The organism is Nitrospina gracilis 3/211, from assembly GCF_000341545.2.
Lineage (GTDB): Bacteria > Nitrospinota > Nitrospinia > Nitrospinales > Nitrospinaceae > Nitrospina > Nitrospina gracilis.
Genome location: NZ_HG422173.1, coordinates 2,237,451 through 2,250,112, shown reverse-complemented (window position 1 = coordinate 2,250,112; position 12,662 = coordinate 2,237,451). Strand labels below are relative to the sequence as shown.

The window sequence follows — 12,662 nt, the reverse complement described above, 5'->3', positions numbered from 1 at the left end:
CTGTGGATGACTTCCTGGTAGTGGACAAGGTCCGCGGCTGGCGGGCTGCCGCGTTGTGGCCTATGCGATGGCCGGTGGGCGCAAATTTTGATTCAGTAAAAACTAAAACAAAGATTATTTGCTACCGCTCAGAATGACAATTCCTACCCCAGGCTGTCATTCTCATGAGCCGAAGGCAACGAAGTATCTAAGTTGTAAGTGGTGGCTATAAGCAGTACGGGTTACAAATTGCGCCCATGGACCATCGATGGGGAAAACCTGTATTGGCCTGATTGCTCCGGGCCCCGCCCGGGCGGCCACCGGGCAGTACCCCGCCGGGAGCCCACCCTGCGGGCTAGGTGGTGTACTCTTCGTCCTCGTCGAGGTCTTCTTCCTCGTCGTCCTCCTCCTCGGCGACGACATCCTCGAATTCTTCCTCCTCTTCTTCCTCCTCTTCCTCTTCTTCTTCCTCTGCTTCCAGAACCGGGTACTCCAGGTTGTCCATGTATTCCGACTCGCGCAGAAAGTCGAGGCCTTCTTCGTTAAACGGGTTGTCGTCAAGATAGAGCCGCACCAGATTGGCCATGTGTTCTGAGTCGGCGATCGCTTTCAGTCCCTCGTTGGTGATCCCGTTGTGCTCGATCATCAGGACTTCCAGATTGGCCATATATTCCGACGCCGCAATCGCCGCGAGCCCCGCATCGTCGATGTGGTTGTGGTCGAGTGACAGGAAAGTGAGGTTTTTGAGATATTCGGACCCCGCAAGGTACCCCGCGCCCACAGGGGTGATGTGGTTGATTTCCAGGTACAGCTTCTTCAGGTCCTTGAGGCCTTCGAACTCGGAGACCACCTTGGCTTCCACGTCGCCCAGGTTGAGCTTGCTGAGGTCCAGGGTCTCGCCGTCATCGCTCAATCGTTTGCGGATCATGTTCAAGGTCAGGAACACCTTGATGGCGTCCTTGCCTTTCTGGGTGAGCTTGTTGGCGCTCAGGTCCAGCCGCTGGAGGTTGATGTAGTTTTTGCTTTCGGCAAGAGCCAGAGCCCCGTCGTCGGTGATTTCCGACTTTTTCAGGTCCAGCATTTCCAGGCTGGGGAGGTTCTGGCAGACGGCAAGGTGCCGCGCGCCCTCGTCGCCAATGGGGTTTTCCGACAATACCAGGCTGGTGAGGTTTTGCAGATTGCTGGACTCGCACAAGTGTTTCACTCCTTCGGGTCCGATGTCGTTCCACGCCAGCCGCAGGGATTTCAACTGCTCCATGTTGCGCGACTGCGAAATGTGGCGGCACCCTTCGTCTCCCAGCTTGTTCTTGTAAAGTTTGAGGTACTGCAGGTTGCTCAGGTTTTCTGACTCGGCGATGACCCGTGCGCTTTCCGAAGAGAGCTTCTGGTTGGGAATAATGAGGCGCCTGAGATTGCGCACCGACCGCGACTTTGCCAACTCCGCCACACCGGAGTCGCCCAGCTTGGTGAAGTGGAAGTCCAGTGTGGACAGGTCCCGGCTCAGCTTGAACCCGTTTCGGATGATCCCCTCGATGTTATAAAACTTTTTGGCGACGGTCATGGTTCCCCTTCAAACATCAGTGATGCTTCACATTGTACAACAAACCCGGCAAAGACGGGCTCAAACCACCTGTTCGAAAAATCTCAGGAGGCACCGGAAGTAGCCGTAATCCGGGGCCATCAGGATGTCGTTGTGCCCCACTCCGGGCAATATCTGGAGAGCCTTGTCCTCCGACCCCGCCTGCTGGTAGTTCAACTTCGCCTCGTGGGGATAGATCAGCACATCGTCCTCGCCGTGCATGATGAGGAGTGGGCATTTCACCCGCTCTATCTTTTTGCTGTTGTTGAACACCGCGTCCTCGTCCGGCGTGGTGGCGTCGATTTTGAGTCCGCGCCGCTCCACCAGAGGAATGGGATCGGCATAGCCGCTCTCGATGACGCAAGCCTTGATCTCCGGATAAGAAGCACACAGTTCGATGGCCGGGGCGCTTCCCAGTGAGCGTCCCATCACGCAGACCCCGGGCAAAAGATGCCCACCCTCTTTCAACGCCTTGTAAACAGCATGCGCGTCCGTCAGCGCTCCCCGCAGGGTGGGGTAACCGCCGCTTTTGCCGTAGCCCCTGTAGTCGCAGACGACGAAATCCGCGCCCAACTGGTGATAGGCCTGCGCCAGGGCATCGTAGTCGGCGGCGATCTCCCCATTACCGTGGAAAAACAACAGGCTGAAGCGGGCTTCCGGGTTGGGATGGCGGCGAACGTGGACCTTGATTTCTCCCTCCACCGGGATGAACAGGTCCTCCGCTCCGGCGGGACCAGTCCCATGATCGGGCCGGGGGAAAAACAGATTCTGGTTGAATTGTGGAGTGTCAAAAATGGAAGTCATGGCGCCCCTGGAAAACTCCCAACTGTTTTCCCCGGTGAAACCCGCAACTCCAGCGTTAACAGGGAAAAATCAGACTTTAAGAGAGTTGAAATTTTGTTGTAATCGTGGCAGAATCTACCGTTCGAAATTGAGACTCTACGAGTTTTCAGCAATCCCTCCCTGAGCCAAATCCTGGCAACCCATAGCGAGGGGCTTACTATAACACCGATCAACTGTATTTTTAAACTAAGGAGCTATTCAATGTTAATGGATCCGGCACCTATTGAAAAACGCTTTGAATCCATGGGCAAGGTTCTCGATGCCGCGCGGAAGAATCTGGGGCGCGACCTCACGATCGTCGAGAAAATTCTTTACTCGCACATGGACCCGGCAACGGATTTTTCAAAGCTGGAGCGGGGCAAATCGGATATTTTCCTGGACGCTGACCGTGTTGCCATGCAGGACGCAACGGCTCAGATGGCTATCCTTCAGTTCATGTCCGCCAAAATTCCGGAAGTGGCGGTTCCCACGACCGTACATTGTGACCACTTGATTCAGGCGCACACCGGATCGGCTGAGGATCTGAAGGCCGCTGAGGACACCAACAGGGAGGTGTACGATTTTCTCCGCTCCGCCGCCATGAAATACGGTATGGGCTTCTGGAAGCCCGGCTCCGGCATCATCCACCAGGTCGTGTATGAAAATTACACCTGCCCCGGTACTTTGATGATCGGCACCGACTCCCACACCCCGAATGCCGGCGGCATGGGTATGATCGCCATCGGCGTCGGCGGCGCGGACGCGGTGGACGTCATGACCGGCCAGCGCTTCATGACCCGCATGCCGAAATTTGTGGGCATCAAGCTGACCGGCAAACTGAGCGGCTGGACGGCCTCCAAGGACATCATCTTGAAGGTCGCCACCATGCTGACCGCAAAGGGCGGAACCAACAAGATCATCGAGTACTTTGGCGAAGGCGCCCGCTCCCTCAGCGCCACCAGCAAAGGCACCGTCACCAACATGGGCGCGGAGCTCGGCGCTACCACCTCCATCTTCGCGTACGACGACAACATGGACGTGTACATGCGCAAAACCGAGCGCGATGCGGTTGCGGACCTGTGTAAGAAGTACCGGGAGCTTCTCGTCTCCGATCCGGACGTCGAAAAGAATCCGGAAAAATACTACGACGAGGTTTACGAAATCAATCTGTCGGAGTTGGAGCCGCATATCGTTGGACCGCACACGCCGGACCTCGGCCGCACGGTTTCCCAAATGAAAGCGGATGCAGAGAAGAACGATTATCCGCGGGATTTGTCGGCGGCACTGATCGGTTCCTGTACCAACTCCAGCTACGAAGACCTCACCCGGTCCGTCAGCCTGGCACGCCAGGCCAAGAAGGCAGGCCTCAAGGTGAAGTCGAATTTCCTCGTCACCCCCGGTTCGGAACGCATTTTCCAGACCATCACCCGCGACGGCATCATGAAGGATTTCGAAGACGTCGGCGCCACGGTTCTGGCCAATGCGTGCGGTCCGTGCATCGGTCAGTGGAAACGGGATGACATCCAGAAAGGCGACAAGAACAGCATCATCAGTTCTTACAACCGCAACTTCGCGAAACGGAATGACGGCAACGCCGAGACGTTGAGCTTCATCAGCTCTCCGGAAATCGTGGTCGCCATGGCCTTCGGTGGGTCACTGAACTTCAACCCGATGACCGATACCCTGAAAACCCCGGACGGAAAGGATTTCAAATTCGAGCCGCCGCAGGGTGAAGTGTATCCGGAACAGGGTTACGCCTCCAAGGACAGCGGTTACCTGGCACCGACCAACTCCGGTGAAGTCATCATCGACCCGAAGAGCGAGCGTCTGGCGTTTCTGGAACCGTTCCCGAAACACGACCCGGTTGCGGATTACAAGGACCTCAAGGTGCTGTTCAAAGCGGCTGGGAAATGCACGACCGACCACATCTCTCAGGCCGGTCCGTGGCTGAAGTTCCGCGGCCATCTGGACAACATCAGCAACAACCTGTTCCTCGGCGCGGAAAATGCGTATTACGAGGAAACCGGTAAAGGCCACAATGTGGTCACGGGCAAAGTGGACGAGCTCAACAAGATCGCCCGTGAGTACAAGGACAAAGGCATTGGCTGGATTGCGGTCGCTGATGAAAACATCGGCGAAGGCTCCAGCCGCGAGCATGCGGCCATGGAACCGCGGCACATGGGTTGCCGCGCCATCGTGGCCAAATCCTATGCCCGCATCTTTGAGGCCAATCTGAAAAAGCAGGGTGTCCTGCCTTTCACCTTCGACAACAAGGATGATTACAACAAAATCCAGCAGAAGGATAGCATCGCAATCGAAGGTCTGGACAAACTGCAACCGTATCAGCCGGTCACCATGGTGCTGACCCACGAAGACGGTTCGACCGACAAGATCAAAGTGAATCACTCCATGAACGAAGGGGAGATTCAATGGTTCTATGCCGGTTCGGCCCTGAACTATGTCGGCAGTCAGAAAACGGCGGCAAGCTAATCAGCCTCGCCTTCTGTTTTTCGGACAAAAAAGAAACCCGGGCCCCCAAGGGGTCCGGGTTTTTTGTTTTTTTAGTGAAGTTCGGACGAAAACTCAATCGCCGTCCAGAAGACTTCGAACTCTCAACTCGTCTTCAATGTTTTGAAGCTTGTCCTGCAGGAACTGCCTTTTGCTATTGTTGTTGGAATTGTCTTCCTGAGAACGGGCCTCCAGCAATTTCTTAGTGTTCTCATACAACACGAGCAGTTCTTCATCATCCAGGTCTTCTACATTTGGACTACCCATAAAAGCCCCACATTACTCCCAAAAGAAAAGTTAAGCATGGGCGGCCCGGTCTCCGGAAGAATTGCAGGGAATCTCGATCCATCCCTTTTTCTTTCCGTTTCGCCAGGTGATTTTCAACCAGTTTCCCCGGGCTTGCAATACCTGAACCCGGGTCCCTTTATTCAGGCGATTGCAGACTTCACCCTTTTCCTTCAGGTGAACGGTGCAGTTTTTTTCCAGTACAATACTACTTTCCATAAAAAGGTCAAAACTTTTCCGGATCGAGTTGCAGAATTTTGTCTTTCCTCGGCTTCCCCTTCCTGACAATTTTCAAATACTCTCCGGGAACAGGCCTGGACTCCAACCGGCGCCCATTCAAAATAGCGATATCCCAATCTTTTTTTCGTCTCCCAATTGACCTGTGGCAATACTGCGAAAGGTGTCGCCGGGCTTCACTTTATAAATGTCGATATATTCCTGATCATAATCCCGCCGATCGCTTTTGTGAACCCGTCCGCCGTATTCCATTCCTTTTATTTTTTGAAGATACCCTTCACGATTTTTTTTAAGGACTCCACCATGGCGTTTGTTGATCGAATCGGAAAGGGTGTCAGCACGAATGATCCGTTCCTTGGTGTCCGGATGGGTCGCCTGAAAACTGTGGTACACCTGACCTGTCAGGATTTCCTGTTGGCGCAGGTTACTTAAAAATTCAACCATGGCATTGGGATCGTATCCTGACTTCTGCGCAATCATCAACCCGTGGGCATCGGATTCCAATTCCGCATCGCGGCCGTAGCCCAGGTTGATCGTATTGAACAATTGTGTGCTGATCATCAGCCACTCGCCGGCATTCTTTGGACTGGCAATAGCGCCTCCGATGCTCAGAATCTGTGCACCGATCTGGCGGATTATCTGTTTCGCCCCATGATGCTGGGTTACATGGGCGATTTCATGGCCCAACACGCCCACAAGTTCCGCTTCACTGTTGACCATGGCAAGAAGGCCGCGGGTGACGTAAATATATCCCCCGGGAAGGGCAAAGGCGTTGACTTGCGAACTGTCCACGACCTTGAAGAAATAGCGGCTGAATTCCGGGTTGGACATATTGCTGACCAGGTTCTGCCCAAGCTGGTTCACGTACAACTGCAGTTCTTTGTCCTGGTACAATCCGTACTGGGCAATCACCTGGGGGTCGGCTTTCTGCCCCATGCTGATTTCAGTTTCTTTATCTATAAAGGGAACCGCCAGGACAGAATCGGGACCCGCGAGGCAGGTCAAGGAAAACAAAAAGAGGAAGGAAGAAAGGAAATGGATCAAATATCTGTTTAGAAACGGTGGGAACATACCCTGAGCCGTGGGAAAGTACCTGTTACTCGAGTTGCCTTAACTTCCGGTCCACCTTCTCCAGATCCGGATGGCTGGGAAACTTGTTCTTCATTTCTCTTAACATCAAGTTTGCGTTCTGAGGGTCATTCAACGCTTCGTAACAGCGGACCAGACCCATGTGGATATAGAATAGCGGGAAGTCGGAAGAGCTGTCTATAATAGATTTGTAAATTTCGACGGCCTTCTGAAAATCTTTTTTAGCTTCGTGGGCATACGCAAGCCCTTTCTGGGCTAGCACGTAATTCAGGGAATTCCGCCTGGCCTGCTGCATCACCAGGGTATATTCCTGAATGGCCGAATCGTAGTCACTCTTTTCGAAAAAGGTTTCCGCCATCAGCAATTGCGCACGTATTTTTTGGGGCCCATCGGAAAACTCTTTCAGCAAAGCCTGCATCTGGCTTGTAACATTTTCATCCGGCTCGGTTTGTTGGCGCTTCTGCAGTTTTTCCATTTCGAAATACAGTTTCTCCATCTCCTGCCATTTCCTGTGTTCACTTTCGGTCCACAACCAGGAACCCACAAGCAGGGCAAGCACCAAGCCCACTATTCCAAACACCAGAGCCCGGTTCGCATCCAGAAATGCGACCATACGGCCGCCGAAGCGTTGCAGGGAATCGGGTTCTTTCAGGTCTTTTTTGGTGAGTTTGTGTTGCTGGGCCATAGGAAATACTGTTCAAACCACAGGGTGGCGGGGTGAATGAAAACTGCAGAGAACCAATTTAAGCACAAAGAAAAATTGCGCACAAGCCCAATTTCCACAATCATTTTGCGGTAAAATGCTATATTCGGAAATTTGCCATCTTGGAAAATAACATTTTCTGAAGCCTGATACGAGGTACGAAACCAGTTATGACAGATTCCTCACGCATTGGAGTGGTCGGGGCCGGAAGCTGGGGCACTGCATTGTCTCTCCTCCTAGCTGAACAAGGCCGAGAGGTGGACCTTTGGACCTTCGAGCCGGAAGTTTGCGCTGCCATCAAGGAGAAACGCGAAAACACATTTTTTCTGCCGGGAATGGCCCTTCCTGATTCCATCCACCCTTCGACCCGGTTCGAGGACGTGGTGATGGATAAGGACGAAATCGTCCTGGTGGTGCCGACCCATGTGCTCCGATCCACTGTCGGTCGTTTCGCTCCCTTGCTCAAGCCGGATTCCCTGGTTATCAGCGCCAGCAAGGGCATCGAAAACGACAGCCTGGAATTCGTACACCAGATCGTAAATGAAACGCTGGGAAGGCCGCAGCCGTTTGCGGCGCTGTCCGGACCCACTTTCGCCTCGGAAATCGCAGGCAAAACGCCCTCGGCCATAGTCGCAGCAGCGGAAAACGAAGAAATTGCCGCACGCGTCAAAGCCCTGTTCGAATCCCCCTTCCTCAAAGTATTCACCAGCAACGACGTGCTGGGAGTCGAACTGGGAGGAGCGCTCAAAAACGTGATCGCCATCGCCACCGGCATCTCGGACGGACTGGGTCTTGGCCTCAACACCCGGGCGGCACTCATCAACCGGGGGCTGGTGGAAATGACCCGGATCGGCACTGCGCTGGGGGCCCGTCCGGAAACCTTTTCCGGACTCTCCGGAATGGGCGACCTGGTCCTCACCTGCACGGGGGATCTAAGCCGCAATCGCACTGTCGGGCTGAAGCTGGCAAAGGGAGAATCACTGGACCAGATCACGGGAAGCATGAAAATGGTGGCCGAGGGGGTGCATACAGTGATTTCTGCTTACAGGCTTAAAGAAAACCTGAACATCCAGGCGGCGATCATCGAGGAAACTTATCAGGTTCTCCATCGTGGCAAGTCGCCCCAGTCCGCCCTTCTGGACCTGATGAATGTTGACATCGGCTCGGAATTTTCCGGAATTAAAGGATTGTAATGAACCCGCACCAGATTGAAAAACTGCTGAAGGACCTCTTTGCTCAAAAAGTTCAACCCGAAGCCGCCTTGGAACAGCTACGCACCCTGCCCTTCGAGGATCTGGGATTCGCGCATGTGGACCATCACCGTCCTTTACGCAACGGCATGGCGGAGGTCATCTATTGCGAAGGCAAAACCGCCCCGCAGATATCAAAAATCATTCAAAAACAACTGAAAGCTGGGTGCGACATTCTGGCCACACGCCTGGCGCGGGAAGCCTATCTGAAACTGAAAAAGAACCTGCCTTCCAAAGCCAGCTACAACCCCGAGGGGCGGGTGCTGACGATTTACAAATCCACCAGACCGAAGCCCGTCGGCCAGATTCTGGTGGTCACCGCAGGCACCTCCGATATCCCGGTTGCCGAAGAGGCCATTGCCACAGCAGAACTCCTTGGAAGCAAGGTGGACAAGCTGGTGGACGTGGGCGTGGCAGGAATTCACCGGCTGCTGGACAAGGTGGACCGTCTGCGGGAAGCGCGGGTTATTGTCGTAGTCGCGGGTATGGACGGGGCCCTGCCCAGCGTCGTCGGCGGGCTGGTCAGTTGCCCGGTGATCGGTGTGCCGACCAGCGTCGGCTACGGGGCCTCGTTCGGCGGGGTGGCGGCGCTCCTCACCATGCTCAACAGTTGCTCCACCGGCGTCGGGGCCGTGAACATCGACAATGGATTCGGCGCCGGATGCCTGGCCCACCGCATCAACGTAATGGGCGCGCCTTCCACCACGTGACCAGACGCTCCATTCCCTCTACCGGGCTCACCACCGGCTCGTAATTCAGTTCCCGTCGTGCACGACTTATATCGAAATAATGCGAAGTCGCAAGCTGGCTTGCCAGGAAACGCGTCATTCTGGGTTCCGCCTTCAACCCGAACAGGCGGTGCACCGACTCCAGCAACGCCCCCAGCCGTTTTCCGTTTCGATAGGAGATCGACCGCTCAACGGACCTCACCCCCACCGCTTGCAACAGTTCGTTGATCCAGTCCCACAACACTACGGGCTCACCATCGCTCAAGAAATAAACTCGACCTGCGACGGGTTTCGCCGCCGACAACGCCTCAAGCGCCTTGACATGCCCCTCGACCGCGTTGTCGATGTAGATGATATCCACTTGATTTTTTTCCCTCACCCACCCGCACCAGCTTTCCCTGACGGGCACGCTCGATAATGCGGGGCACAAGGTGGGGATCGCCCGGCCCCCAGATGAGGTGGGGTCGCAAGATGACCGTGGACAATCCATGTTGCCCATTGGCTTCCAGCACCCGCTGTTCTGCCAGAGCCTTGGTCTTAGGGTAATCGCAGAGATAGCGCCGGGCGTAAGGCAGGTCCTCGTTGCCGTTTTCAATATCGATCCCGTCGTACACCACACTGGGGGAACTGGTGTGGATCAGCTTGCTCACACCGTGTTCCAGGCATCCGGCAATCACGTTCTCCGTACCTTCCACATTGGTCCGGTAAAAGGTGTCGCGGGCACCCCAGATTCCGGTCAGCGCTCCGCTGTGGAACACCGCATCCCGTCCCCGGCAGGCGTCGGCCATCGCCTTGCGGTCGGCAAGATCGACCTGAAGAAAATCGATACCCTCTGGCAGGCCTGGATTATCCCGGCGTCCCAGCGCGGCGACGGTGTGGCCGAGGGCGTGCAGTCGACGGGCGATGTGTCCTCCCAAAAAACCGCTCCCGCCTGTCACGAGTATGTTCATGGGGATGGAAAATCAGACACAAAAGTTGGCGTGGGCGTCCAGGGCCAGCAACTCACTCGCAGACGGCGGCGCGTTGCGGTAACGAAAGGTTCCGGCACAGGCGATCATGGCCGCATTATCGGTGCAGAGAATCGGTTTGGGAACAAAGCACTGGACCCCCCGCTGTTCAGCGGCTTCCTGCAGTGCCTGTCGAAGAGCTCCATTGGCGGCGACCCCCCCGGTGAGAACAATGCGGTCCAATTGCTCCTGTTCGCAGGCGGAAAGGGCTTTTGCCACCAGCACCTCCACAACCGCTGATTGAAACCCGGCGGCGATATCGGAATCGCTCAACCCCTTGCCGTTTTTGCCGCGCCGGGCGATGGCTGTCCTGACAGCGGTTTTGAGTCCGCTGAAACTGAAATCGAGAGATCCTTTTTCCAGCCACGCACGGGGAAAATGATGAGCATTCGGATTGCCCTCCCGCGCCCGTTTCTCGACGATGGGACCTCCGGGATATCCCCAGCCCAGCATCTTTGCCACCTTGTCGAACGATTCCCCGGCGGCGTCGTCGCGGCTCCTTCCCAGCACACGGTAATCACCAAATCCATTCACCCGGTACAGGTCCGTGTGGCCGCCCGAGACGATCAACCCGATAAACGGAAACTCGACCGGCTCCTGAAGAAAAATGGCCAGAAGATGCCCTTCCAGATGGTTGACGCCAATGAGCGGCTTGCCCGTGGCAAAAGCCAGCCCCTTGGCGGCATTCAGACCCACCAACAGCGACCCGACCAGCCCCGGCCCCTGAGTGACAGCAAACAGGTCGATGTCATTCAGATTTTTGCCCGCCTGCTTCAGCGCTTCCTGGATAATGAAATGAATTTTATCGACGTGGCTGCGTCCGGCCAGTTCCGGCACGATCCCACCATATTTCGAATGGATGTCGTGCTGACTGGCTATGACGTTTGACCGCAAGCAAACGCCGTCTTCCAGGACGGCCGCCGCTGTTTCGTCACAGGAAGTTTCAATACCCAGAGTCAACATGGAAAGTCCGGAAAGGATTTAATACTCGGATTAAAAAAATCAAAAGCCGGAAACGGGCACCCGAATCCGGCTTTTGTGAATAAGATCGAGAGAGAAAACTCAGTTCGTGTTTTCACTTTTGAAGATTTTGTTCATCACCGACCACCCTTGAAGCAGGGAAACCGCTTCCCGCAACTGAATGTCGTCTTCCAAATCTTCCAACGCCGCAAGCCGCTCTTCTTTAGCCTCTTTTTCGGCTTCTGTCGGTTCATTATCGGCGCCTTCAATGCTTTTCTTGCCCTTCAGGTGTTGCTTGAGGTCTTTTTCCCGAAGGAATCTACGAATTTCATCTTTTTCCTTTTCGGCTTCGGTTTTTTCTCCTGACTTTTCATTTTCCAGAGGCTCATCTTCAATAATGATATCCGGGGTGATACCGTTTTCCTGGATCACCTTGCCGCTCGGGGTATAGTAGCGAGCCGTGGTGAGGCGAAGAGCGGAGCCGTCGCTCAAGGGAATGATGGTCTGGACCGACCCTTTGCCGAACGTTTGCGTACCCAGGATGACGGCACGCCCCATATCCTGCAACGCACCGGCAACGATTTCAGACGCACTGGCGCTTCCCCCATTGACGAGGATGATCATTGGGTATTGGAAATGTTTGCGGTTCTCATGCGTGGTGAAGCGCATGTTCTGTTCGTCGCTCCGTCCCTGTGTGTACACAATGAGATTTTCTTTGTCGAGGAACCGGTCCGTAACCTCCACCGCCTGGTTGAGCAAGCCTCCCGGATTCCCCCGCAGATCAAGAATCAGTTTCTGAACCCGCCGTTCCTCGAATTCGTTGAGGAAACGGTCCAGGTCCTGACTGGTAGTTTTGGTGAAATTGCGGATTTTTATGTAGCCGATGTTTTCGTAATACACCCGCTTCTTGACACTTTGGACCTTGATGATGTCCCGGGTGATGGTCACCACCTTTGGCTTTTCCATGCCTTTGCGGAAAATGGTGATGTTGACATCGGACCCGCGCTCGCCGCGAAGCAAATTGACGGCGTCGGTCAGGCTGAGATCGAGAGTCGGCTCGTCTTCAATCCTGATGATCTTGTCCCCGGCCTTGATACCTGCCTTGTCCGCAGGCGTGCCTTCGATAGGGGACACGACAGTGAGAATGCCGTTGCGCACAGTAATCTCGATACCAAGGCCACCGAATTTACCGGAAGTTTCAACCTTCATCTGCTTGAAAGAATCCGGTGGGAGATAGGATGTGTGCGGGTCCAGTGTTTTCAGCATCCCCTGGATGGCACCCTCAATCAATTGCTGGGGATCCACGGGCTCAACATAATTGGATTCGAGAAGGGCCAAAATTTCAGAAAACACTTTCAGCTTGTCGTAACTTCCGGGATTGGAAAAGTGTTCTTCACTGACTTCCGTTTCCGCGGCCCACGCTGGATTTACGGGAACAAATCCGCCGCTCAGGGTGAGGGTCCCGGCCAGCATGAGGACAGCACCCGCTTTCATTAATTTTGATTCCCATTTTCC

Annotated in this window: 13 protein-coding genes; 3 read left to right on the top strand and 10 right to left on the bottom strand. The window is 54.8% G+C overall.

From position 1 onward, the window contains the following. Positions 1–334: 334 nt before the first annotated feature. Entirely contained in the window at positions 335–1,540 is a 1,206-nt protein-coding gene (locus TX82_RS10675; protein WP_005010284.1) for a leucine-rich repeat domain-containing protein, read from the bottom strand. Positions 1,541–1,600: 60 nt separating this feature from the next. Next, a complete protein-coding gene (locus TX82_RS10670) occupies positions 1,601–2,362 on the bottom strand; it encodes an alpha/beta hydrolase (RefSeq protein WP_005010282.1) in 762 nt (253 codons plus the stop codon). Between the two features lie 240 nt (positions 2,363–2,602). Between TX82_RS10670 and TX82_RS10665 the strand changes: the two genes are divergently transcribed. Continuing rightward, positions 2,603–4,870 (top strand): aconitate hydratase, encoded by a 2,268-nt coding sequence (locus TX82_RS10665; RefSeq protein ID WP_005010280.1) that lies wholly within the window; start codon positions 2,603–2,605, stop codon positions 4,868–4,870. Between the two features lie 93 nt (positions 4,871–4,963). Here the strand turns inward: TX82_RS10665 and TX82_RS10660 are convergent, their stop codons facing one another. The 4 genes from TX82_RS10660 to TX82_RS10645 all read right to left on the bottom strand — a co-directional run bounded on the left by TX82_RS10660 (position 4,964) and on the right by TX82_RS10645 (position 7,184). Continuing rightward, on the bottom strand, positions 4,964–5,155 hold the full coding sequence (locus TX82_RS10660) for a hypothetical protein (RefSeq protein ID WP_005010275.1): 192 nt from the start codon (positions 5,153–5,155) through the stop codon (positions 4,964–4,966). A 30-nt stretch (positions 5,156–5,185) separates the two neighbouring features. Continuing rightward, on the bottom strand, positions 5,186–5,392 hold the full coding sequence (locus TX82_RS17200) for an SH3 domain-containing protein (RefSeq protein WP_005010272.1): 207 nt from the start codon (positions 5,390–5,392) through the stop codon (positions 5,186–5,188). A 117-nt stretch (positions 5,393–5,509) separates the two neighbouring features. Then, positions 5,510–6,346 (bottom strand): M48 family metallopeptidase, encoded by an 837-nt coding sequence (locus TX82_RS10650; protein ID WP_187291954.1) that lies wholly within the window; start codon positions 6,344–6,346, stop codon positions 5,510–5,512. Positions 6,347–6,506: 160 nt separating this feature from the next. Further along, entirely contained in the window at positions 6,507–7,184 is a 678-nt protein-coding gene (locus TX82_RS10645; protein ID WP_005010268.1) for a tetratricopeptide repeat protein, read from the bottom strand. A 188-nt stretch (positions 7,185–7,372) separates the two neighbouring features. On the opposite strand from TX82_RS10645, the gene TX82_RS10640 reads away from it, so the two are divergent. Together TX82_RS10640 and larB are read left to right on the top strand one after the other, a co-directional pair. Then, entirely contained in the window at positions 7,373–8,395 is a 1,023-nt protein-coding gene (locus TX82_RS10640; RefSeq protein WP_005010266.1) for an NAD(P)H-dependent glycerol-3-phosphate dehydrogenase, read from the top strand. Then, positions 8,395–9,162 (top strand): nickel pincer cofactor biosynthesis protein LarB, encoded by a 768-nt coding sequence (gene larB / locus TX82_RS10635; protein WP_005010264.1) that lies wholly within the window; start codon positions 8,395–8,397, stop codon positions 9,160–9,162. Before TX82_RS10640 ends, larB begins: the two co-directional genes overlap by 1 nt. Here the strand turns inward: larB and TX82_RS17045 are convergent. The 4 genes from TX82_RS17045 to TX82_RS10620 form a co-directional block, all read right to left on the bottom strand. Continuing rightward, on the bottom strand, positions 9,131–9,541 hold the full coding sequence (locus tag TX82_RS17045; protein WP_275450585.1) for a Rossmann-fold NAD(P)-binding domain-containing protein: 411 nt from the start codon (positions 9,539–9,541) through the stop codon (positions 9,131–9,133). The two genes, larB and TX82_RS17045, sit on opposite strands and share 32 nt — an antisense overlap. Then, entirely contained in the window at positions 9,489–10,130 is a 642-nt protein-coding gene (locus TX82_RS17040; protein WP_275450584.1) for an NAD-dependent epimerase/dehydratase family protein, read from the bottom strand. Before TX82_RS17040 ends, TX82_RS17045 begins: the two co-directional genes overlap by 53 nt. A 12-nt stretch (positions 10,131–10,142) precedes the next feature. Further along, positions 10,143–11,150 carry a tRNA (adenosine(37)-N6)-threonylcarbamoyltransferase complex transferase subunit TsaD gene (gene tsaD, locus TX82_RS10625; protein ID WP_005010263.1) on the bottom strand — a complete coding sequence of 336 codons (1,008 nt, stop codon included), beginning with the start codon at positions 11,148–11,150 and terminating at the stop codon, positions 10,143–10,145. Positions 11,151–11,249: 99 nt separating this feature from the next. Next, a complete protein-coding gene (locus tag TX82_RS10620; protein WP_005010261.1) occupies positions 11,250–12,641 on the bottom strand; it encodes a S41 family peptidase in 1,392 nt (463 codons plus the stop codon). Between the last annotated feature and the right edge of the window lie 21 nt (positions 12,642–12,662).